At 72.9% G+C, this 23,492-nt stretch carries 14 protein-coding genes; 5 read left to right on the forward strand and 9 right to left on the reverse strand.

The genetic code is table 11. From position 1 onward, the window contains the following. Positions 1 to 2: 2 nt before the first annotated feature. Together H4W80_RS17195 and H4W80_RS17200 are read right to left on the reverse strand one after the other, a co-directional pair. Positions 3 to 200, reverse strand: a complete 198-nt coding sequence (locus tag H4W80_RS17195) for an acyl-CoA carboxylase subunit epsilon (RefSeq protein WP_192786018.1) — start codon at positions 198 to 200, stop codon at positions 3 to 5. Then, entirely contained in the window at positions 197 to 1,735 is a 1,539-nt protein-coding gene (locus H4W80_RS17200; protein ID WP_192786019.1) for an acyl-CoA carboxylase subunit beta, read from the reverse strand. The genes H4W80_RS17195 and H4W80_RS17200 overlap by 4 nt, the downstream gene beginning before the upstream one ends. 98 nt (positions 1,736 to 1,833) lie before the next feature. On the opposite strand from H4W80_RS17200, the gene H4W80_RS17205 reads away from it, so the two are divergent. Next, a complete protein-coding gene (locus H4W80_RS17205; protein WP_192786020.1) occupies positions 1,834 to 2,511 on the forward strand; it encodes a TetR family transcriptional regulator in 678 nt (225 codons plus the stop codon). A gap of 38 nt (positions 2,512 to 2,549) precedes the next feature. On the opposite strand, the gene H4W80_RS17210 is transcribed toward H4W80_RS17205, so the two are convergent. Then, positions 2,550 to 3,197: a response regulator gene (locus H4W80_RS17210; RefSeq protein ID WP_185077309.1), complete on the reverse strand. Its 648-nt coding sequence runs from the start codon at positions 3,195 to 3,197 to the stop codon at positions 2,550 to 2,552. Further along, positions 3,187 to 5,226, reverse strand: coding sequence for a sensor histidine kinase (locus tag H4W80_RS63615; protein WP_192786021.1), 2,040 nt, complete (start codon positions 5,224 to 5,226; stop codon positions 3,187 to 3,189). The genes H4W80_RS17210 and H4W80_RS63615 overlap by 11 nt, the downstream gene beginning before the upstream one ends. Positions 5,227 to 5,385: 159 nt before the next feature. On the opposite strand from H4W80_RS63615, the gene H4W80_RS17220 reads away from it, so the two are divergent. Beyond that, a complete protein-coding gene (locus tag H4W80_RS17220; RefSeq protein WP_192786022.1) occupies positions 5,386 to 6,054 on the forward strand; it encodes a hypothetical protein in 669 nt (222 codons plus the stop codon). Positions 6,055 to 6,146: 92 nt separating this feature from the next. After that, on the forward strand, positions 6,147 to 9,947 hold the full coding sequence (locus H4W80_RS62720) for an ATP-binding protein (RefSeq protein ID WP_192786023.1): 3,801 nt from the start codon (positions 6,147 to 6,149) through the stop codon (positions 9,945 to 9,947). Here the strand turns inward: H4W80_RS62720 and H4W80_RS17230 are convergent, their stop codons facing one another. The 4 genes from H4W80_RS17230 to H4W80_RS17245 are packed head-to-tail and all read right to left on the reverse strand — an operon-like array spanning position 9,948 to position 14,250. Then, positions 9,948 to 10,400 carry a GNAT family N-acetyltransferase gene (locus H4W80_RS17230; protein ID WP_192786024.1) on the reverse strand — a complete coding sequence of 151 codons (453 nt, stop codon included), beginning with the start codon at positions 10,398 to 10,400 and terminating at the stop codon, positions 9,948 to 9,950. It abuts the gene before it with no gap. A 49-nt stretch (positions 10,401 to 10,449) separates the two neighbouring features. Next, positions 10,450 to 12,138: an acyl-CoA dehydrogenase family protein gene (locus H4W80_RS17235; protein WP_225964949.1), complete on the reverse strand. Its 1,689-nt coding sequence runs from the start codon at positions 12,136 to 12,138 to the stop codon at positions 10,450 to 10,452. 1 nt (position 12,139) lies between these two features. Continuing rightward, positions 12,140 to 13,006, reverse strand: coding sequence for an HTD2 family dehydratase (locus tag H4W80_RS17240; protein WP_192786025.1), 867 nt, complete (start codon positions 13,004 to 13,006; stop codon positions 12,140 to 12,142). Beyond that, positions 13,003 to 14,250, reverse strand: coding sequence for a CoA transferase (locus H4W80_RS17245; RefSeq protein WP_318786912.1), 1,248 nt, complete (start codon positions 14,248 to 14,250; stop codon positions 13,003 to 13,005). The genes H4W80_RS17240 and H4W80_RS17245 overlap by 4 nt, the downstream gene beginning before the upstream one ends. A 75-nt stretch (positions 14,251 to 14,325) precedes the next feature. Between H4W80_RS17245 and H4W80_RS17250 the strand changes: the two genes are divergently transcribed. Both H4W80_RS17250 and H4W80_RS17255 read left to right on the forward strand, forming a co-directional pair. Then, positions 14,326 to 15,093: an alpha/beta hydrolase gene (locus H4W80_RS17250; RefSeq protein WP_192786026.1), complete on the forward strand. Its 768-nt coding sequence runs from the start codon at positions 14,326 to 14,328 to the stop codon at positions 15,091 to 15,093. Between the two features lie 206 nt (positions 15,094 to 15,299). Then, complete coding sequence (locus H4W80_RS17255; protein ID WP_225963494.1) at positions 15,300 to 17,117, forward strand: multicopper oxidase family protein; 1,818 nt, start codon at positions 15,300 to 15,302, stop codon at positions 17,115 to 17,117. 158 nt (positions 17,118 to 17,275) lie between these two features. Here H4W80_RS17255 and H4W80_RS17260 read toward each other — a convergent pair whose 3' ends face one another. Then, positions 17,276 to 23,308 (reverse strand): RHS repeat-associated core domain-containing protein, encoded by a 6,033-nt coding sequence (locus tag H4W80_RS17260; RefSeq protein WP_192786027.1) that lies wholly within the window; start codon positions 23,306 to 23,308, stop codon positions 17,276 to 17,278. Positions 23,309 to 23,492 lie beyond the last annotated feature (184 nt).

Here is a 23,492-nt window from a genome sequence, read left to right on the forward strand (position 1 = left end):
GCTCACAGGGATCCTCCAAGACTCCAGCTCGACTCCCGCCATCCGCGGGGGCCGGTCACCAACGGGCGGCGCAGCACGCGGCGACGGGGAGGCGTGCTGCTGAGGGGCGGCTCGGGAACGTCGTCATCTGCCAGAGCGCGCAGCGCCACGACCAGCGCGGCCAGCTCCTCCGGCGAGGGATTACCCTTGATCACGTTCATAGCGGGATGTTCCCGTGCTTCTTGGGCGGCAGGGCGTCGCGCTTGCCGCGCAGCAGCCGCAGCGCGCGGGTGACCTCGCGCCGGGTCTCGCTCGGCGCGATCACCGCGTCCACGTAGCCGCGCTCGGCCGCGAGGTACGGGGTGGCGAGGGTGTCCTCGTACTCGCGGACCAGCTCGGCCCGGAGCGCGTCGGGGTCGTCGGCGGCGGCCAGCCGCTTGCGGTGCAGGATGTTGACCGCGCCCTGGGCGCCCATCACCGCGATCTGCGCGGTGGACCAGGCCAGGTTCACGTCCGCGCCCAGGTGCTTGGACCCCATCACGTCGTACGCCCCGCCGTACGCCTTGCGGGTGATCACCGTGACCAGCGGGACCGTGGCCTCGCCGTAGGCGTACAGGAGTTTGGCGCCGCGGCGGATGATGCCGTTCCACTCCTGCTCGGTGCCGGGCAGGAAGCCGGGCACGTCCACGAGCGTGAGCACCGGGATGCTGAACGCATCGCAGGTGCGGACGAACCGGGCGGCCTTCTCGGAGGCGTCGATGTCGAGCGTGCCGGCCAGGCGCATCGGCTGGTTGGCCACCACGCCCACCGACCGGCCCTCGACGCGCCCGAAGCCGACCACGATGTTGGGCGCGAACAGCGGCTGCACCTCCAGGAACTCGCCGTCGTCCAGCAGGGCCGCGATGACCTCGTGCATGTCGTACGGCTGGTTCGGCGAGTCCGGCACCAGCGCGTCCAGCGCCAGGTCGTCGGCGCCGAGCTCCAGGTCGGCCTCGAACTCGGGGTGCGGCGCGTCGTCCAGGTTGTTCTGCGGCAGGTAGGACAGCAGCGCCCGCGCGTAGTCGAGCGCGTCGTCCTCGTCGTGGGCCAGGTAGTGGGCGATGCCGCTGCGGCTGTTGTGCACCCGGCCGCCGCCCAGTTCCTCGAAGGTGACGTCCTCGCCGGTGACGGTCTTGATGACGTCCGGGCCCGTCACGAACATGTGCGACGACTCGTCCACCATGATCGTGAAATCGGTGAGGGCCGGCGAGTAGACGTGGCCGCCCGCGCACGCGCCCATGATCAGGGAGATCTGCGGGATCACGCCGGAGGCCCGGATGTTGCGGCGGAAGATCTCGCCGTAGAGGCCGAGCGAGACCACGCCCTCCTGGATGCGCGCCCCCGCGCCCTCGTTGATGCCGATGATCGGCACGCCGTTCTTCATGGCCAGGTCCATGACCTTGCAGATCTTCTGCCCGTACACCTCGCCGAGGCTGCCGCCGGACACCGTGAAGTCCTGCGAGAAGACGCACACCTGGCGGCCGTCAATGGTCCCGTAGCCGGTCACCACGCCGTCGCCGTACACGAGCCCGCCACGGGCCAGCGCGTCCAGCTCGACGAAGGAGCCCGCGTCCAGCAGCCGCTCGATCCGCTCCCTGGCGGTCAGCCTGCCCTTCGCGTGCTGCTTGGCCGCCGCCCGGGCCTCGCCCACGTGAACTGCCTCGTCCAACCGCTCCTTGAGGCGGGCCAGGCTGCCCGCTGTGCCCTGCGCTGACATTCACCACCGCCGATAAGACCCCGATAAGACTCAGTTTCATAATGACGATACTCAGTTTCGCTCACTTGGATACCCCTAACTTTCGAGACAATGACCACGTGCCGAAACCGCCTATCAGCCAGCGCCTCGCCGAAGCCGCCGTGGCGCTGTTCGACGAGCACGGTTACGACGAGACCACCGTCGACGACATCGCCGCGCGAGCAGGCGTGAGCCGCAGCACGTTCTTCCGCTACTACCGCTCCAAGGAAGACGCGATCTTCCCCGACCACGACACCCTGCTGGACAGGATCGCCGCGCGGCTGCGGGCCTCGACCGCCGACACCGCGATCGTGGCCATCACCGACGCGGTGCGCATCGTGCTCGCCCACTACGTCGACGACGCCGAGGTGTCGCTGCGCCGATATCGCCTGGTCCGCCGGGTCCCGGCGCTACGCGACAGGGAGATCGCCAGCGTGGCCCGCTACCAGCGGCTGTTCCGCGAGTTCGTCGGCGAATGGCTGGGCGACTCCCCCGACGCCGGCCTGCGGGCCGAGCTCATGGCCGCCTCCGTGGTGGCCGCGCACAACCAGGTGCTGCGGGGATGGCTGCGCGCGGGCGGCACGTACGACCCCTCCGGCCCCCTCGACCACGCGCTCCGGTACGTGATCGCCACCTTCCGCCACCTGGAGCAGCCGCAGGACAAGGGCGACCAGATCGTCGTCGCCACCTTCAGCCGTACGGCCTCGCCCCAGGACGTCATGGCCGCCATCCAGCAGCACCTGGAGCCGCCCGGCTAGAAAAAGCAACCCCTGACGAACCCCTCCTTTCAAGGGGCTCAGCGGGCGAGGCCCGCGTCGCGGGCGCGGATGATGGCCTCGGTGCGGTCGGCCACGTGCAGCTTGGCGAAGATGTTGGACACGTTGTTGCGCACGGTCTTGGGCGACAGGAACAGCTCCGAGGCGATCTGCGGATTGGACCGGCCGGCCGCGATCAGCGTGAGGATCTCCAGCTCGCGCGGCGTGAGCTGCGGGAACGCCGAGTCCTCGGTGGGCGGCGCGGTGAAGAACTCGGTCACCCGCCGGGCGATCGACGGCCCGAAGATGGCCTCGCCGTGGGCGACGGCCTGGATGGCGCGGACGATCTCGGCCTGGTTCGCGCCCTTGAGCAGGTAGCCGCGGGCCCCGGCGCGCATCGCCGCGAACAGGGTGGCGTCCTGCTCCGACATGGTCAGCATGACCACCCCGATGTGCGGGCTGTCGGCGACGACCCGGCGGGTGGCCTCGATGCCGTCCAGCTCCGGCATGCTGACGTCCATGACGACGATGTCCGGCTGCAGGTCGGCGGCCAGCGCGACGGCCTCCCGGCCGTCCGCGGCGGTGCCCACGACGTCGATGCCGGGCAGGGAGGCCAGCAGCGCCGCCAGCCCGTCGCGGTAGACCGGATGGTCGTCGGCGAGCAGCACTCGGATCGTCTCATCGGACACCGGCCACCTCCGTGGTCTGTTCGAGGGGAAGGCGAGCGCGGACGAGCGTCCCGCCGCCGGGCGGGCAGGTGACCTGGCACTCCCCGCCGAGCTCGGCCGCCCGCTCGCGCAGGGACAACATACCGACCCCGGCCTCGACGTCGTGGCCGATGCCGCGGCCGTCGTCGCGTACCGTGATCTCCAGGGTCCGCCCGCGCACGCCGAGCGCGATCTCGCAGTGCGTGGCCGCGGCGTGCCGCACCACGTTGGCCAGCGCCTCCGACACGATGCGGTACGCGGCCACCTCCACCGCGGCGGGCAGCGAGCCGAGCGCATCGTCGCCGGTCACGGCGATCTGCAGGCCGCCGGAGCGGACCCGGTCGGCCTGCTGCTCCACGGCGCGGAGCACGCCGAGCTCGTCGAGCGCGGGCGGGCGCAGGTCGTGCACCAGGCGGCGGACGTCGGCCAGCACGACGGAGACCTCGGCCGCGGTCTGCTCCAGGATGCGGTCGGACTCGGCGGGCGCGGTGGCGGCCAGGTTGCGGGCGGTCTCGATGCGCAGCGCGACGGCTCCCAGGCTCGGGCCGAGGCCGTCGTGCAGGTCGCGCCGGATCCGGCGGCGCTCCTCCTCGCGCGCGGTCACCAGCCTGGCGCGGATGCGCTGCAGGTCGGCGCTGAGCTCGCTGGCCCGCGCCGCTTGGGCGGCCTGGCGGACGAGGTCGCCGAGCAGCCGCTGGTCGCGTTCGGCCAGGTCGGCCCGGCACAGGACCAGCCGGCCCACGGCCTCGTCGCGGTAGGCGACCGGCAGCGACAGCTGCGGCCCGTGCGGGGCGCCGTGCTCGACCACGGTGCGCACGCCGCCCGGCCGCTCGATCTCCACCCGTACGTACGGCAGCCGGAACGCCTCGGACACCGTCTGGGCCAGCGCGGCGAGCTGCGCGTCGGGCTCGGTGGTGACCTCCAGCCGTTCGGCGAGCGTCGAGACCATCGCGTACGGGTCGTCGCGCGCCCCGCGCACCAGCCGCCGCGCCGCCCGCCACAACCACGTCCGCAGCGGCGCGTAGGCCACCGAGACGATCGCGATCGCGGCCAGCGCGGAGTCGCGTTCTCCCAGCACGCTGCCCGCGACGGTGAACACCGCCACGTCGATCGCGACCACCAGGACCGCGAGCATCCCGTACAGGAAGGTCGCCGGCAGCAGCCGGTCGATGTCGTACAGGCGGTATTCGGTCACCGCGATCAGCACCGCGGCGGAGGTGAGCGCGATCCCGACGCACATGAGCACCGACGCCAGCTGCTCCAGGGGCACCATGAGCACGAACATGTCGGCCAGCGCGGCCCAGGTCAGCCAGCGGATCTGGGCACGCCGCTCCGCGTCCGCCCGCCGGTAGCGGCGCACCATGACCGCGAAGGGGATGATCAGGCTCACCGCCGCCCCCGCCCGGGCGAGGGTGAGCAGGGCCGCCCACACCTCGTAGGGCAGCTCCAGGCTGACGGCGTCGAGGCCGAGCCGCATGATCTCCGGGGGCAGCGGCGCGTCCTGGAACCGCATCGTCGCGGACGCCGGCACGAACAGCCACACCAGCGGCAGGTAGCCGGCCAGCCCCAGGCCGGCGATCGACAACCGCCGCCAGCCCCTGGCGGCGGGCAGCCGCCCGTCGGGGAAGAGCAGGATCAGCAGCGGCAGCCCGACCAGCAGCGCCGCGCCGAACCGGGCGTAGAACCAGTAGGCCGGCGCGGCACCGAAGGCGCCGGGCGAGGTGTAGATCGCGTACACCGACCAGGCGCCGGAGAAGCCGTTCAGCGCCCAGTGCACGCCCGACAGGGTCAGCACCCAGGCGACGGGATGCCGGGGCAGCCGCCGCAGCAGCAGCGCGCCGGGCACCGCCTGGGCCAGGCCCGACACCGCGGCCGGCCAGCTCACGGCTTCGAGGCCCGCGCCGGGCGGCAACGGGGTCCCGGAGTTGCGGACGTCCAGCAGCACCGTGCCGGCCGTGAGCACGACCGCGAGCGCCGCCGGGACCGCGGACAGGCGGCTGGCTTTCGTCACCCGAGCATTGTCGCCGGATATGTGTCCCGTTGTCCCGGGACAGCCTGTCCCGGGACAGGGCGGGGCGCCTCGGGACCGGATCAGGGACGGGCGGCTCTGCCGGCCCGGGACAGCGGGCCGACATCGTTGGGGCATCGCCGACAAACAGGAAGGAACCCCATGGACGCCCACATCACCAACGAGCCCGCCCGGGCCCGCACGGACACCCGAGTGCTCAGCTCCTCCCCCTACCCCGGCGCCGCCCCGGCGGTGCGCGAGAGCGCCGTCCGCCGCGCCGGGATCGGGCTGATGGCCGGCTCGCTGACCTGGGCGACGGCCATCTACATCCACGGCACGCAAGGCGTCGGCGTGGGCGAGCGGATCATCGACCTGACCGGGCTGGCGTTCCAGCTCGGCATCTTCTGCCTGCTCTGGGCGCAGATGAGGACGCGGGCGATCGGCACCTCGCGGGGGGCCGCGGTGGCGCTCAAGCTGGAGGCCGCGGTGCTCGGCCTCGCCAGCGTCTGGTCGCTGCTGCACGGCGTCCTGCCGGACGACGTCAAGGACGCGACCTGGCTGGCCTTCCTCGACATCTGCTGGCCGCTGTCGATGCTGGGCATGGCCGCGATCAGCGTCAAGCTCGCCGTCACCGCGCGGTGGCGCGGGGTGCTGCGCTGGTGGCCGCTCCTCGCGGAGAGCTGGGCGGTCGTGACCGTCCCCTGCTACCTGCTGGTCGGCGAGCAGCTGGCCCGCTGGGTCGGCGCCACCCACCTGGTCGTCGGGTACGCCGCGCTCGGCCTGCTGATGGCCCTGCGGCCCGCGGCCACGCTCTCCTCCAGACCCGCCTGACCTCTCCGGACCCTCCTGCCTTCTCCGGACCCGCCTGCCTTCTCCGGACCCGCCTGCCTTCTCCTGACCCGCCTGATCGAACCGGACGTGCTGTGGAATTTCGAGTTCTGGGACCTCTCGAGGTCCGTGCCGACGAGGGGGAGCCCGTCGGCCTGGGCGGGGCCCGCCCGCGCGCGGTGCTGGCCCGGCTCCTCATCGCGCGGGGGGTCGTGGTCTCCACCGACGCCCTGATCCATGACCTGTACGGGGACACGCCGCCGCCCAGCGCGCTGTCGTCGCTGCACTCGTACGTGTCGAACCTGCGCCGGGCGATCGAGCCCGACCGCGGCCCGTGGGCCAAGCCCAAGGTGCTGATCGGCCGGCCGCCCGGCTACCTGCTGGCCGCCGATGACGTGGACGCGTCGCGGTTCGAGGAGCTGGTGGGACGGTCGGAGTTCCAGTCGCCGGGGGAGGCGCTGACCTGCCTGGACGCCGCGTTCGGGCTGTGGCGGGGCACGCCGTACGGGGAGTTCGGGGACGAGACCTGGGCATTCACCGAGGTGAGCCGGCTGCGCGAGCTGCGGCTGGTCGCGCTCGAACGGCGCGCCCGGGCGCTGCTCGACCTGGGCCGCCCGCAGGCCGTGATCGCGGACCTGGAGGCGGAGACGGCCGGGAACCCGCTGCGCGAGCGGCTGTGGTGCCTGCTCGCCCTGTCCCTGTACCGCACCGGGCGGCAGGCGGAGGCGCTGGCCGTGCTGCGCCGCGCGGCCCGGCTGCTGGCCGACCAGCTCGGCCTCGACCCCGGCCCCGAGCTGCGCTCCCTCGAACAGGACATCCTCCGCCAGGCCGACTCCCTGGAGCCGGCCACCGGCCCGGCCACCCTGGCCGTGCCGCCCCGGCTCGGGCCTGTGCCTGTGACGCGCGACCGGGACGACCGGCTCGCCGAGCTGATGGCGCTGCCCGAGCGGGCCGCCCGCACCGGCCTGCGGCTGGCGGCGGTGAGCGGCGAGGCGGGGATCGGCAAGACGTTCCTGCTGGAGGAGTTCGGCGAGCACTGCTCGGCCCGGCTCGGGCAGCTCGTGCTCTGGGGGCGCTGCCACGACGCCGAAGGGCTGCCGCCGCTGTGGCCGTGGGTCCAGGTGCTGCGGACGCTCGAACAGCACTGCCCGCCCGGCGACCGGCGGAGCCTGGCCGGCCTGCTCGACGCGGACCGCCCGGCCGACACACACCGCCGGGCCGACACGCACCACCCGGCCGACACGCACCACCCGGCCGACGTGGATCGCCCGGCCGTCGCGCGCGCCGTCGCGCGGTGGCTGGCCGCGGCCGCGCGCGTCCGGCCGCTGGTGATCGTCCTGGACGACCTGCAGCGGGCCGACCCCGCGTCGCTGGACCTGCTCAGGGACCTGGTCATGCGGCTGGACGGCGCCGCCGTGACGCTGGTCGCCGCGTTCCGCCCGGGTTTCGACGACCCGCTGAGCCGGCTGGCCCGCTACGACCTGGTTCGCCTGCGCGTCCGCGGCCTGGCTCCGGAGGCCGTACGGTCCATGGCGGCCGGCATGGGGGTGGAGCTCGACGCCGAGGCCGCGGCCCGGCTGACCGACCGGACCGGCGGCAACCCCTTCTTCGTACGGGAGTGCCTCCGGCTGCGGGCCGGCGGGCACGCCGTGGACGCCATCCCGGAGTCGGTCGCCGGGCTGGTGCGGTCGCAGCTCGAGACCGAGGTCGCCGAGGTGCTGGCGGTCGCGGCGGTGCTCGGCAGGGAGTTCGACCCGGCGATCGTGGCGCAGGTCACGGGCCCCGAGGCGGCCGACCTGCTCGACCGCGCGGTCCGCGCGGGCCTGCTCGTCCCCTGCGCCGACCCCGACCTGCCGGCCCGCCCGGAACCACCCGTCCCCAGCACCCCACACGACCTCACCGCCGCCGCAGCCCCCTCCATCTCCGGCAACACACACGGCCGGGCGGCCGACGCGGGACTCTCCGTCTCCGGCGACCCACACGGCCTCTCCACCGGTAGGGGGCTGTCCGTCTCCGGCGACGCACACGACCTCACCACCGGCGGGGCGCTGTCCAGCGCGCAGGATGCATCCGGCCAAGCACCCCGCACGGGGCTGCCCCTCTCCAGCGACGCACACGGCCTCGCCACCGGTGGGGCGCTGTCCAGCGCGCAGGATGCATCCGGCCAAGCACCCCGCACGGAGCTGCTCTCCGGCGACGCCCACGGCCTCGCCACCGGTGGGGCGCCGTCCGGCCCGCAGGATGCGTCCGGCCGAGCACCCCGCACGGAGCTGCTCTCCGGCGACGCGCGCGGCCGGGTGGCCGGCGCAGGGTTGCCTGGCGTCGCCGAGCGGGGGTTTAGCGTGGAGCCAGCCAGGGATGGGCGGCTGGTGTTCGTGCATGACCTGGTGCGGGAGGCGCTGGCCGGGGGTCTGCCGCCCCGGCGCAGGGCCGCCGTCCACCGCGACCTGGCCGCCGCCCTGGCCACCCGCCCGTCCGCCGACGTGGCCGCCATCGCCTGCCACGCCGTTCAGGCGGGCTCGCACGACGAGGCCGTGCGCTGGGCCGTGGCCGCCGCGGAGCAGGCCGGCCTGCGGCTGGCGTACGCGGAGGCGGCCAGGTGGTGGGGCCACGCGGTGGCCGCCCACGACGCCTCGGGCGGCGACCCCGCCCAGCACGTGGAGCTGCTGCTCCACCACGTCCAGGCCCTGGAGGCGGCCGGTGACCGGGAGGCCGCCCGCCGCGCCGGAGCCGCCGCCCTGCGCGCCGCCGACCGCGCCGACGCGGGCGCCGGGCTGGTGGTACGCGCCCTCACCGCCCTCGGCACGCCGTCCCTGTCACTGCTACGCGACCCGTACCAGACGAGCCGGCACCAGATGGACCGGCACCAAGCGGGCCAGCACCCGGCAGGCCAGCGCCTGGCGAGCCGACACCCGGCGAACCAGCACCAGACGGGCCAGCACCCGACGGACCGACACCCAGCGGCCCAGCACCCAGCGGCCCAGCACCCGGCGGACGACCCCCGTCCGCTCACCCGCGCCCGCGCCCGCGCCCGCGGCGACCGTCGGGTCGCCGTGCCCCGGCCCCAGGTCCTCACCGGGTTGACGGAGCTCACCGGCGAGTTACACGACCTGGCGGAACACACCCACAACCCCCAGGTCGAGCTGCTCGCCGGCATGGTGGACGCCTGCGGCCGGCTGGAGGCGTTCGACGTGGCCGGCGCGGACCGGGCCGCCGACCGCTGCGACGCTCTCCTGGAGCTCCACCCGCTGCCCTGGCCCAGCTTCCAGCACACCCTCTGGCACGCCAACCGGCTCACCCTCGACGGCCGCTTCGACGAGGCCGACCGCCTCTACGACGACGCCGACGGCCAGGCCCGCCGCCTCAACCTCTGGCACGCCCGCCAGACCGTCGCCGCCGGCCGCGTCGCGCTCAGCTACCACCGCGGCGCCATCGCCGACGCCGCGCCCCTCATCGCCGCCGTCCGCGGCGTCCATCCCACGCTGCACCACGACGCCACCACCCTGCACCTGTGCGCCCAGGGCCACCTCGACCACGCCCGGCGACTCAACGGCGGCCCCCGTCCCGCCCCTCCCCGCGACTGGTCCTGGCTGTCGGCCACCTGCCTGCGCGCCGCCGCCGTGGCCGCGCTCGGCCGTACCCACGAATGCCGCACCGCCTACACCGCCCTGCTCCCCTACAGCGGCCGCATCTCCGCCCTGTCAGCCGTGCTCTGCCTGGGCCCCGTCGACTGGTACCTCGCCCTGCTCGCCACCGCCACCGGACACCACGACGCCGCCACCGCCCACCTCACCGCCCTCGAACAGCAGGCCGACGCCGCCGGCCTGCACTGGTGGCGCGACCGCGCCGCCGCCACCGGCGTCCGCCAGCCTCTTCAGGTCGCCACCAGGGCGTGATCACGTCCTGGACAGCGGCCGGCTGAGCAGGCGGCGCCCCTCGTCCTGGAAGCCGCGCTTGCCGTAGAAGTCGAAGAGATGGCTCACGTCGTTGCCGTTGGGGGCGATCACGATCTCCAGGAGGGAACATCCCAGCTCCGCGGCCCAGCCGCGGCTGTCTTCGATCAGCCGGCCGGCCTCGCCGCGCCTGCGTGCCTCCGGGGCGACGTAGAGGTCCTCGAGCTCGGCGATCAGCCCGGATTCGAGCCCGAACGAGGTCGTGGTGATCGCGAACGCGACGATCCGGCCGTGCTCCTCGCTCACCGCGACCCGGGCCGCGGGCGAGGTGATCAAGGTGGTGAGGTTGGCGCTGAGGTCGCCTTCCGGCGTGGTGAAGCCGTCCTCCTCGTAGAAGGCGACGGCGAGGGCGAGCAGGGCGGGCAGATCGGCCTCATGGGCCGTACGGATCGACATGAGGGCATGATTGCGGCCGATCCGCCGTCTCTGCCAACCGATTTCGTGGTCAGGGCTTCATCAGCCTGCGGGCGATCACCCGCAGGGCGAGCACCTCGTCGGCGCCCTCGAAGATGGACAGCACGCGCGCGTCCACGAACAGGCGCGAGATGCCGTACTCCTCCGCGTACCCGTAGCCGCCGTGCAGCTGCTGGGCCTCCCTGGTGACCCATTCGGCCGCCCGGCAGGCGAGCTGCTTGACCTGCGCGGCCTCGAGCTGGCCGTCGCCGGCCGTCACGGCCCGGGCCGCCGCGAACGTGAAGGCCCGGCACGCGGCGGTCAACGCGGCCATCCTGGCGATCTTGGCGCGGGTCAGCTGGTAGTCCGCGAGCGGCCGACCGAAGACCGAGCGCTGCCGCGCGTAGTCCACGGCCAGCTCCAGCGCCGACTGCATGACCCCGACGGCCCTGGCGGCGGTCTGCAGCCGCGCGTTGGCGAACGCCTGCATCTGCAGGTAGAACCCGCGCCCGAGACCGCCGTCCCCGCCGATCAGGTCGGCCGCGGGGACGCGCCAGCCGTCGAAGCGCACCTCGAACGAGTGCATGCCCCGATAGCCGAGCGTACGGATGGCGCGCCCCTCGACGGACCCGCCGCCCTCCTGGGTGAGGCGCCATTCGTGGCCGGTGAAGGAGGGTTTGTCCACCACGAAGAGCGAAAGGCCCCGGTGCCCGGCCGGGTCGGTACGGGCCAGGACGAGCAGGTAGTGGGCGCGGCCGGCGAAGGTGCACCAGGTCTTGACGCCGTTCAGCACCCATTCGTCGCCGTCGCGGGTCGCGCTCGTGGTGATCCGGGCGACGTCGGAGCCGAAGTCGGGCTCGGTGACCGCCACGGCGCACAGCCGCTCGCCGGAGGCGATCATCGGCAGCCAGCGCCGTTTCTGCTCCTCGGTGCCGCCGCGGGCGATCGCGGTGGCGATGATCTCGGGACGCGTGATGAGCGAGCCGGCGGCGCCCAGCGAGGCCCGGGACAGCTCCTCGGTCACGACCACCATGGCGGCCAGTTCGTCGCCCTCGGCGGCGCCGCCGTACTCGGCCGGGATCGACAGCCCGAAGCAGCCCATGCCGGCGAGCCCGTCGATGATGTCGGCGGGGATGTCCTCGTCGTCGCGGTGGATCCGGTCGGCGACGGGGGCGACGCGGTCGGCGGCGAACTCGCGGAAGGCGGCGCGGACCAGCTGCAGCTCGGCGGACAGGTGCCGGGGCCCCGCCTCTCGGGTGGCCAGCACGCGCTCGGCGACGCGCTCCAGGAACGCCGGGTCGCGCCCCGCCGCCACGTGGGCGGCGACGCCGTCCAGGGCCGTCCCGTCCACGCCCCACAGCGCCTCCCTGCCGGTCAGGCGTCCGGCCAGGTCGGCGGCGACGTCGGCGGCGTAGAGCAGCGCCAGGTCCGCCTCGTGGTCCGCGCCATGGTCGGCGCCATGGTCGGCGCCGGTGTCCGTGCCGTGGCCCGTGCTGTGGCCCGCGTCGCAGCCCGCGTCGGGGTCCGCGCCATAGCCCGCGTCGCGGCCCGCGCCGTAGCCCGCGCCGTAGCTCGCGCCGGGGTCGAGGAGCTCGCCGGCCGCCGCGACCGCCGCCGACATCGACGCCACGTCGTAGGCCACGGCCTGGTCCCGGTCCGCCGAGGCGACGTGGGCGGCGGCCCTGCCGACGACGTCCCGCAGCGCCTCCACGACGGCACGCGCGCGGCCGGGCCCGGTCATCTCACGCACGGCCTGCGCCTTCCCCGAGCTCGATCTCCAGCGTGCTGTGGGGCTCGTCCCCCTCGCCGAACACGCCGAGCGTGGCCGCGTCGATCCGCCGCAGCAGCGCCGGCCGGCCGCAGAACAGGGGCCTGCGGTTCCGGTGCCGCATACGCGCCACGGGGACGTCCTGCCCCTCCAGGCGCAGGACCTCCGCCAGGGCGAGCGTCATCAGGGGCCCGTGCACCACCAGGCCGGGGTAGCCCTCGACGCGGGTGGCGTACGGCCAGTCGTAGTGGATCCGGTGGGGGTTGGACGTCGCCGCGCTGAACCTCATCAGCAGCGTCGGGTCCGTGGCGAACCGCCAGACCCCCTCCCCCACCGGGGCGAAAGGCGCGCCGGCGGGCGCCAGGGCCGCCGCGGGCCCGGCCGGAGCGGCCTCTTCCGGGACTGCCCCGGCCTCCCGGTAGATGAGGTCCTGCCGCTCCTCGACCGCGAGCCGGTCGCGCTCGTCGTACAGCCGGATGGTGACGACCACGACGACCAGCCGGCCCGAGCGCCCTGACTTCTCGGTGACCGACTCCACGCGCGCCTCGCGGCGTACCGTGCTTCCCACCGCGAGGGGGGCGTGGAAGGCGACCTCACCGCCCGCGAACATCCGCCGCGGCAGCTCCACCGGGGGCAGGAACGACCCGCGCGCCGGATGGCCGTCCGCGCCGAGCACGGACGAGACGGGCCAGCGGGCCAGGGCGAGCCAGTGCCACAGCGGCGGCAGCGGATCTCCCGGGCCGATCGCGGGCGTGCCGTCGTCGAACAGCGCCGACAGCGCGGCGACCGGGCCGGGCTCCACCGTCTCCCGGGTGGTGAGGGTGTGCGGTTCCCAGCTCACGTGGACCTTCCCGGGCCCGTCCGGATGACGCCGTCGCTCCGCAGCGCCGCCAGCTCCGCCGCCGACAGGCCGAGCTCGGTGCGCAGCACCTCGTCGGTGTGCCCGCCGACCTCCGGCGCCGCCTCGGGAGGCGCCTGCTCGCCGTTCATCACCAGCGGCGATCCCGGCGCCCAGTGCTCGCCGACTCCGGGCTGGGCGATCCTGGCCATCAGCGGGTTCCCGGGCAGCGTCGCGGCCAGCTCCGTGAAGCTCCGGTACGTCGACCACAGCACGCGCGTGGCCCGCAGCGCCTCTTCCGCCTCGGCGAGCGTACGGGTCTCGAACCAGCTCGCGATCAGACCGCCGAGCACCCTGCGGTGCCGGTAGCGCTCGGACTCCGCGCCGAAGTCCACCCCGAGGGCGGCGGCCAGCGCGGAGACCACGCCGGTGAGGCCGGTGGCGGCGAGCAGGTCGCGCCAGTGCCGGTCGGTGAGCGCCACGACCATCAGCCGCCCGCCGTCGGCGGTGGCGAAGTCCCGGCCGAAGGTGCCGTAGACGTGGTTGCCGACGCGCTCGCGCGAGGTGCCGTTCAGCTGCGCCTCGGCGAGGTAGCCGAGGCTTCCGGCGGCCGCCAGGGCGACGTCCTCCAGCGCCACCCGCACCTGCTGCCCCTCCCCCGTGAGCACGCGGTGCCGCTCCGCGGCCAGCAGCCCGACCGCCAGGTAGAGGCCGGCGGCCAGGTCCCAGGCGGGCACCACGCCGTTCACCGGCTGCTCGGCGTCCTCCGGGCCGGTCAGCAGCGGGAACCCGGTCGCCGCCTGGACCGTGTAGTCCACCGCGGTCCCGCCGTCGCGGCGGCCGGTGAGCAGCACGTGGATCACGTCGGGGCGGCGCGCCCGCAGCGCCTCGAAGGTCAGCTCCGGGTGCCGGTCGGAGTTGCCGATCACGATCCCGCCGCGCCGTCCCCCGCTGACGACCAGGTCGGCGACGAGCCGGCGGCCCTCCTCGGCGGACAGGTCCACCTCGACGGCGCGTTTGCCCTTGTTGAGGCCCGACCAGTACAGGCTCGTCCCGCTCTCGGCCAGCGGCCAGCGGGTACGGTCGGGAGCGCCGCCGATCGGCTCGACCCTGATCACGTCGGCGCCCAGCTGCGCCAGCGTCATCCCGCTCAGCGGCGTGGCCACGTAGCTGGACAGCTCCACGATCCGCAGCCCGCTCAGCGGTCGCGCGGCATCCTTGGTCAACGGGTGGTCCCGATCACGCACCCGACCAACCTAACCGAACGGCTCACATCGGGCGCTCGCTAACATCCGTCGTCGGACGACCCTGAAAGGCACGGCATGAGCGAGCACCCCCTGTGGCCCACGACCGGCGAGGCGACCATCACCGCCTTCCCCGTACGGCGCGACGGTCCCGGCCCGGCCGTCGTGGTCCTGCCGGGCGGCGCCTACCACCACCTCGCCGACCACGAGGGCGCGCCGGTCGCGCGCTGGCTCAACTCGCTGGGCATCGCGGCGTTCGTCGTGCGCTACCGGATCGCCCCGCACCGCCACCCGCTGCCCCTGCTCGACGCCGCCAGGGCGGTGCGCTGGGTGCGGCACCACGCCGCCTCGACCGGCGTGGACCCGGCCCGCGTGGGGGTGCTCGGCTTCTCGGCGGGCGGCCACCTGGCCGGACTGCTCGCCACCGAGGCGGGATCCATGCTGCCGGAGGGCCCGCACGACGCCGTCGACCAGGCCGACCCGCGCCCCGGGCTCGCCGTGCTCTGCTATCCCGTCGCCGAGCTCACCGGCCCGGCCGCCCACCAGGGCTCGGCCGCCAACCTGCTCGGCCCGGACGCGCCCGAGTCCGTACGCTCCGAGCTGTCGCTGCCCGAGCGCGTGGGCCCGGCCACGCCACCCATGTTCCTGTGGCACACGGCCGACGACGAGGCGGTCCCCGTCGAGAACACCTTCCAGGTGGCCCGGGCGCTCGCCCGCCACCAGGTCCCCTTGGAGGTGCACGTCTATCCCAGCGGGCGGCACGGCCTGGGGCTGGCCGAGGCCGATCCCGTCGTGGGCGACTGGACCGGCCGCTGCGCCGCCTTCCTGCGCGCCCGGGGCTGGTAGGGCTCAGAACTCCTGCGCGACCGTCCCGGCGCCGGGCCCGGACCTTCGTCGCGCGGCGGAAGCGGCCGGGGGCGACGCCGTGTCGCCATTGACCGGCCTGGCTTTGAAGGGACGTTGACCTGATGCCGTCCCGCGGCGGGCAGAGAAGTGGGGCAGAGGAGCGTGGCAGGCCACGCTCGCACGGAATCGAGCCCGGAGGCACGGCGATGTTCACCAGACGCGAATTCATGCGCCTGGCCGCGGTGACGGCAGGCGCTGGAGCATGCACGGCAGGGTCGGCGGATCGTGGCCTGCGCAAGTACGTCGACCCGTTGCCCCGCCTGCCGGTGGCCGTGCCCGACACGTCCGGTCATCCGGACCGCGACTCCTACGTGCTGACCATGCGCGAGCGCCCGTGGCGCTTCCACGCGGACCTGGCTACCACCGTCGCCTGGGGTTACTGGGTGTCCGACCCGTCCGGCCGTGGCCGGCCCGCGGGGCTCGGTTGCCTCGGCCCGGTCCTGGTGGCGCGGCGCGGTCGGCCGTCGATCGTGCGATACCGCAACGAGCTGCCGACCAGGCACCTGCTGCACCGCTCGATCGACCAGTCGTTGTGGCGGCAACTGCCCGGCGTACCAGCTGACCCGCCCGGGGGCCGGCACATGGGCATGCCCAGCGACCTCACCGTGTGGAACGTGGTGCATCTGCATGGGGGGTGGAGCCCGCCGCAGTCGGACGGCAACCCCGCCGCCTGGTTCACCCCGAAAGGCAGGCACGGCCCGCTTTACAAGACCTTGCCCGGAGCCGCGCCCAATGAGGCGATCTACGCGTACGGCAACCGGCAGCGGGCCACCATGCTCTGGTACCACGACCACGCGATGGACCTCACCCGGCTCAACAACTACGCCGGGCTGTCCGGGCTTTACGTGATCCGGGACGACGCCGAGGAGGCGCTCGGTCTCCCGCGGGGGCGCTTCGAGGTCCACCTGGTCCTGCAGGACCGTACGTTCAACCCGGACGGCTCGCTCTCCTACCCGGTCAAAGGAGTGAACGCGTATCACCCGATCTGGTCCCCGGAGTGCTTCGGCGACACCCCGGTGGTCAACGGCAAGGCCTACCCCTTCCTGGCGGTCGAGCCGCGCCGCTACCGGTTGCGCGTCCTCAACGGGTCGAATTCCCGTTTCTACCACCTGTGGCTGGGCGACGAGCGGACCCGGCTGCCGTTCTGGCTGATCGGGATCGGCGGGGGGCTGCGGGGCGACGCCTTGCGTACCACGACGCTGCTGATGGCCCCGGCGGACCGTGTGGACATCGTCGTCGACTTCTCGGCGGTTCCCCGCGGCGGCACCGTCACACTCATGAACGACGCCCCTGCCCCGTTCCCCGCCGGGGGTGGCGGCCCGGCGATCCCGCAGATCATGCAATTCCGCGTGACCGAGCCGCTGAGCCGCCGCGACCCCACGACCCCGCCCGAGCGGCTGAACCTGCCACCACTGGAGCGGCTGCGGCCGGACAGTGCGACGTACTGGCGCGAGCGGGTGCTGACCGAGACGACCGACCGGCACGACAACCCCGTCCACCTGCAGATCAACGGCAGGTTCTTCTTCGAGCCGGTGGACGACTTCGTCCGGGCCGACTCCACGGAGGTCTGGGAGTACATCAACACCACCGGCGACGCCCACCCCATGCACGTGCACCTCGTGCAGTTCCAGATCCACAACCGGCAGAAGTTCGAAGCGGATCGGTACCGGGCCGACTACGGCCGGTGGCTGGCGGCGGGCCGCCCCACGGACCGCAAGCCGCAACTGGCCCGCTACCTCGTCGGCCCGCCCGTCCCGCCGGAGCCGGAACAACAGGGCTGGCGCGACAGCTTCATCGCCTACCCCGGCATGGTGAACAGGATCATCGCCCGCTACACCATGGCGCCACCGGTGCCGGGGATCGACGGCACGGGCACCACGTTCCCGGCCGACTACATCCACCACTGCCACATCCTGGAACACGAGGACAACGACATGATGCGCCCCTGGCAACTCATCAGGTGACCGCCCCACATGGGCCGGGGGCCACCGAGAGCCGGCGTCCTGGACGGACGGCTCGCCGACGGTCGTCGGGGTCCGCCGCGGTCCTCGCAGCGGAGCTCCCGCACCGAACGGTGATCTGGGTCGACACCGTTCGGGCAGGAGCTCCGTCTCTCCTTCGCCTAACCTGGCGTGGACGGCGGCCGGAGGATCTGCCAGAGGCGCCAGATGATCATCGGTGCCTTCGAGGACGGACTGTCCGACGTGTACGGCTTGGAGGCCGGGCCGTGCCCGGTGCCCTGGTCAGCCATCTCATCAGCCATGCTCCGTGCGGTCCCTTGGTAGGAGTTCGTCGGATGGACCCTCCCCAGCTGCTCGTCGATCGAGCGTCTCTGCGCTTCGGTCAGCCCGCGCGACTGGCTCTGGCCGGTGTTCGGCGGAGTTCGCTGTGCCTTGGGCGGCGATTGCCGTTGAACCGCCCTGCGACTGGTCGGACGGACGGCGGGCCGATGCCTGACCGTGCTCCGGGGCCTGCTCGCACGCCTCGTCACCGCCCTGCGCGCAGCCGCTGCTCGTCGCCTGGCAGCCGCGGCTCGCCGCGCTGCCGCTGCCGCTCGTCGCCTGGCGGCCGCGGCGGCCGCCCGCTGCCTGGCCAGCGCGGCCTTCTTCCGCGCCGCTTGTGCCGCCCTCTTCTTGGCCGCTTCCGCGGCTCTCTTCCGCGCCGCCTCGGCCGCCTTCTTCTTGGCCGCTTCGGCGGCCCTGCGCTTGGCCGCTTCCAGGGCGCGCCTCCTGGCCGCTTCGGCGGCCCTGCGCCGGGCCGCGGCGAGTGCCGCCCTCCTGGCCGCGGCCGCGGCCGCCCGCCGAGCCGCGGCCTGTGCCGCCCGCCGAGCCGCGATACGCGCCGCGATCCTGAGCCCGATCCCCACGGCGATCCACACCCACTGGCCGTCGGGGTCGGTCATGGTGACGGGGCTGTTGCTGGCGTAGGCGTAGGCGTTGAGCTGCTGCGGATCTCCCTCGTCGATGATCGGGTCGACCGAGAGGAAGCGGCCGTTCGTGGCGTCGTACTCTCGGGCGCCGAGGTGGACGAGCCCGGTCGTCGCGTCCTTGGTGCCGCCGACGAATCCGCGTTGTCCCGGCCACCAAGGTGGTGGCGTCCCGCGGTCCTCGCCGAACGGGGTCTGCCTGCGGATGGCCACGTCTCCGGTGCCGGCGTTCACCATGGCCTGCGCGGTGCCCTGATGATCGTTGGCCATGAAGTAGACCTGGTTGTCCGGCGTGCGCACCGCGATGGCCTCGCCGCCGATGGTGTAGTAGCGGGTCTGCTCGACGACGTCCTTGGCGTAGTCGAGGCGCAGCTCCATGTCGTCGATGTAGAGGGTGGCGTCGGTGGGGGTCTTTCTGAGCAGGCGGTCGCCGTCGGCGTCGTAGATGAACGACGTCGTCTTGCCGGCCTCGCTCACCGACTCCAGGTTGCCTTCGGCGTCCCAGACCAGGCTCTGGTCGGAGTTGCCGACCTTGCGCCTGGTGGTGTTGCCCGCGGCGTCGTACTCGAACAGGTCCGACCCGACGGTCTGGAGCGCGTGCGGCTGCTTGCCGCCGGCGGCCGGGTAGGTGGAGGTACGGGTGGTCTCACCCGCGCCGCCCCAGGCGTGCTTGGTCTCCTTGAGCCGGTTGCCGGTGGCGTCGTAGGCGTAGCTGACCGCGTACGGGGCCACGCCGCCGATCTTGTCCCCGGTCGGGCCGGAGGCGCAGTCGTCGGTGGCCGTCCAGGCCGAGGTCAGGCGGCGCAGATAGTCGTGCTTGAAGCACTGCGTGTCCTGGCCGGACCTGTCGGCGATCTTGGTGATGTTGCCGGCCGCGTCGTAGCTGTAGTTGAGGTCCAGATCGCTGGCGGCGGCACCTGCCCGGTCCAGCCGCATGCCGGTCAGCCTGCGGGTGCCCTCGTCATGGGTGTAGGTCAGCCAGGCCTTCTTGGTGCCCTCGCCCAGCTCGTACTGGAGGATCTCTCCCATCTTGGAGTAGCGGGTCGCGCTCACGTACGCCGCCAGGCCCGTGACCTTGGTCGGCTGGCTGAGCCCGTCGTAGCCGTACACGACCGACTCCTCCGTCAGGCCGCCTCCCGCCGGGAAGCTGACCGACTGGACCTGGTCGTCGACCGTGTAGCGCGTGTTGAGCTGGTAGGAGCCGGCCAGCTTGCCCTCCCGTTCCGGGATGGTGACGGTCTGGCGCAGGGTGCGGTAGTCGGCGTCGATGGCGTTGATCTCGGCCGTGTACGCCTGCCCTCCCACGTACCGGATACTGGCGTTGAGTTCTCCCTTGGCCAGCGCGTCGTACTTCCATACGGCCAGCAGCGGGCCGGTGGCGGATCCTTCGCGCATCTCGGTCTTGCGACCCAGAACGTCGTAGCCGTACCACAGGGTCTTGCCACGCGCGTCGGTGGTGGTGACGATCTCGTCGGCGTCGTTGTACGTGGTGGTCGTGACGCCCTTGTCCGGGTCCTCCGTCCTGATCTCCCGGCCGCGCATGTCGTAGTGGTGGCGCCAGACGTTGCCCGCCGGGTCGGTCACCGTGGACAGGCGTCCGGCGCGGTCGTAGGTGTACTTGGTGGAGTCGTACTCGCCGGTCGGCGTCGCGCCCTTGTACTGGCGCAGCTCGATCAGCCGGTCCTGCGCGTCACCGATCCGGGTCGTCGCCGTGCCGCCCGGCGGCGGTGTGACGTGGAGCCGGTCGCCCTCCTCCCTGGCCGTCACCCGGTACTTCTCCACGCCCTTCACCTTGAGGATCTCGGCGTTGGCCTCACCCGCTCCGTCGAACAGCGAGACGACCTGGTTGGGCACGTCGGCGTCGGCCACCGCCAGCAGCTCGGTGGAAGGCGCGCCCGTGGCGAAGTAGCCGGTGTTGGCCTTGTACTCCTCGCCCTGCGAGTTGTGGAAGGTGTCGGTGATCGTGCGCCCATCACGTAGCGCGGGATCCGTCGTCTGGTCGTCCGCCGGCGCGGGTTCCTGGGTCTGGCGCTCGCGCATCAGGCCGTCGTACAGCTCATAGCTGGTCGTGTAGCCGCCGTCCGCGCGCAACGTCTTGGTGGTGACGTAGCTGGGGCCGTCGGTGCGCATCGTGTAGGAGTACTCGGTGCTGGGCGACTGACCGGCCTCCTTGCTCCGGTCGGCCTGCCAGACCTTGGTCAGCCGGCCGAGCGCGTCGTACTCCATGTCGACGCGGCGGTTGTTCGCGTCGATCTCGGCGACGGGCTCGCCCCACGCCGGTTCGAGCAGGGTCCGCTCGACATGGCCGAGCTGGTTCGTCTCCGTGGTCTCCGTCGCCGGGGCGCCGGTGGCCGGGCTGTAGGTGGTGACGGACTTGGTGCCGACCGGGTCCGTCTCGCTGGTCTCACGGCCGTAGACGTCGTAGGTGCGGATGGTGCCGGTGATCGTCCGGCCGTCCGCCGAGACGAGCTCCTGGACCGTGGTCACATCGCCCTTGGTCGGCGCCTGTCCGTGCGCCTGGCCGTCATACTGGACTTTCTCGTCCGAGATCACCTCGTCGGCGGCCAGCTTGGAGACCGCGGTGCCGCAGCCGGCGGCGACCTTCTGAACCCTGCTGGGGTAGTCGAGCATCCAGGACGTGTCATTACGAGCGTAGGTGTAGCGGGTGCACTCGTCGTCATCGGCGGCGGCCAGGTCACCCTTCTCGTCGACCTGGAGGAGCAGGCCCTTGTCGTCGTACGCGCGCTCTTCGCCGGTACGCCGCCACTTGTCCCCCGGCAGTGCGGTGCGGGTGACCATGGACTTGGGCTGCACCACGTGGGCGGCCTTGGTGACGCCGCTCTGCGTGGACTCGGCCGTCTTGACCGACCAGGGCTCCTCGAGCGTCGCGCTCAGGATGGCCCCGCCGTCGCCGTCGAAGAGGATCTCCTCGCGCTCGAAGCCCGCGAACTGGTCGAGGTCGTCCAGTTTGACGCCCTCGGAGTCCGTGACCTGCGCGCTGCGCTTGGAGCCGTCGGCCTGCTTGTCGCCGTGCATGCCGCGGAAGTAGCGGAACTCCTTCAGCGTGCGCTTGCCGTCCTGCCCGTCGCCCTCGCGGACGCGGACCCGGCCGAAGCCACGGTAGTCGGCCCAGGTGCGGTGCTCGGGCTTGACCAGGATGTTGTCGGCGTAGTGCCAGCCGGCACCGTCGAGGTACTCGTAGTCGGTGACCACGTTGGGCGAGCCCGCTACCCGGTCGACCTCGATCGTCTGGGTGACCAGGTACTTGTGGAACCAGTCGGTGACCTCGGCCTCGTTCGGCGGCGCCCAGCGCTGCGGGAAACAGCGCCTGGTGTTCTTGTCCGCCGTGGGGACGTCGCCCGGCTTGCAGTCGGCCGCCGAGTAGTTGACCCGCAGCTCGCCGCCGGACTCGTTGTTGATCGCCTGCACCCGCCACTTGACCAGCGGGGCGCGGCCCTCGTTGGCGTCCACCCGGTTGGGCAGCTGGACGCCGATGAACGTGACCTTGGGCAGCGTGATCGTGCCACCCACATGACCGGTCTGCTGGATCGAGGCCAGCCACAGCGCCGGGCTCATGCCGTCGCCCGAGGCGGGGAACTGGTGCGCCAGCGTCCAGGAGTCCACCGCGGTGTACTGGCCCGAGGCGTTGACGATCTGCGTGGTGACCTTGGTCAGGCGCTTGCGCGTGAAGAACGTCGGCGCCAGGCGGTCGGTGCACTTCACCCCGGAGTCGCAGATCTGGTCGAACGGGACGTCCGGCCAGCTGCCGGCGGTCTCCTTCTTGAGCTGGTCGGCGGCGCAGGTGATGGTGCCGTTGGGCAGGCAGCGCTCGGCCACGTCGAAGACGACGCGGGCGGCGGGAGCCTTGGTGAACAGCTCGTTCTTCAGGTAGCCGTAGTCGATCCTGGTCAGGTACGCGCCGCGCACGTACTGCGTGCCGAGCTCCGGCTTCATGTTGCGGCCGTAGTGGTTGGTCTCCTGGGCGTACCAGTACGTGGTGGCGTTGCCGTGGGTGTCCACCGCGTAGTCGAGGTTCCACCGGTAGCCCTGCTGGCACCACGCGTTGGCCGGGGTGCTGTTGTAGCAGGGCTCGCCGCTGTTGTTGCCGAACACCGGCACCGTCTGCACCGACTTCGTCTCCGGCTTGCCGGTGACCCAGCCGGGCAGCCGGTTCAGGCCGAAGGTGTACTGCGTGCCGTCCGGCGTGGTGACCCGCCAGTACTCGCCGTTGTTGTCGCCGTTCGTGGCACCGGTCAGCGCCTCGATCCTCGTGCCGTCGTCCCGCTTGGGCCGCCACTGCTTCGTGGTGGCGTCCTTGACGAGCTCGACCGACGAGTCGCCCAGGGACATGGTGGCGTTGTCCTGGTCCCAGCACAGGTCGCCGGTCTTCTTGCCGTCGATCATGCAGGACTTGTAGCGGCGCTCGATGTAGCCGCCCGGGTTCAGCTCGAAGCCCTCACCGACCCAGGAGGCCTGGTTGTTGGTGGAGGCGGTGCGACCGTCCACGCTCTGCGAGGAGTAGCCCAGCGACACGCCCGGCTCCTCACCACCCAGCGCCGGAGGCGTGCGCAGCTCGTAGCCCCAGGTGAAGTCACCCGACTGAGGACCCACGCTCCAGTCGGACGAGGCCGCCAGAGAGGTCGCGGCATGGTCGCCCGACGGGCCGGACGCCGCCGCGGTCAGCGCGTACAGGCCGCCCGTCTCGACCTCGGCGCTCACCGTACCGCTCGTCACGTTGTTGTCGCTCTTCACCGGCTGCGGCTGAGCGCAGCCGGCCGCGCCGGTGAGCGCGCACTCCTCCAGCTTCACCATGCGCAGCCGGGAGCCGTAGTCACCGCCGTAGGCGTACCGGAAGCCGGAGTAGTCCACCTCAAGGCGGGTCTTGACCGGCTTGGCCGCAGCCGCCGCTGCCGCCCCCTGCCCCGGCATGACGCGCATCGCCAGGCCGAGCAGGTCGGTGTCGAGCAACTCGACACTGATCGGGGTGGGCGCCTGCGCCGCCTTGGCCGTCCCCGATGCCAACTTCACCGGGAAGCCGGCCGCCAGGGTGGAGGCGGAACCGCCCAGTTCCACCTTCTGCGGTTTGGGCCAGGTGACGGCCGGCGCCGCCTTCCACGCCTGCTTGGCGACGGGATCCGCCAGTGGCGGCTTGACCGGGACCGGCCGGCCCGTCACCGGCGCTTCTTTCTGCACGGCAGGCGCCGGGCGCGGGGCCGCGTAGGCGGGCATGGCGTACACCATCTCCGCCAGCAGGACGATCGAGAGAACCGGGGCCAGCCTGCGTGGCCAGCGCGATTCGGGCTTGGCCTCTTGCGTCGCGAAACGATTCCACGACGTGTCCGGGCCATCCGGCTCTTGTGGGGTTCGTTGAAGGCCGTTCCATCGGGAGTGGGGCAGGTCTAACTCACTCGGC

The organism is Nonomuraea angiospora (assembly GCF_014873145.1).
GTDB classification, from domain to species: Bacteria; Actinomycetota; Actinomycetes; order Streptosporangiales; family Streptosporangiaceae; genus Nonomuraea; species Nonomuraea angiospora.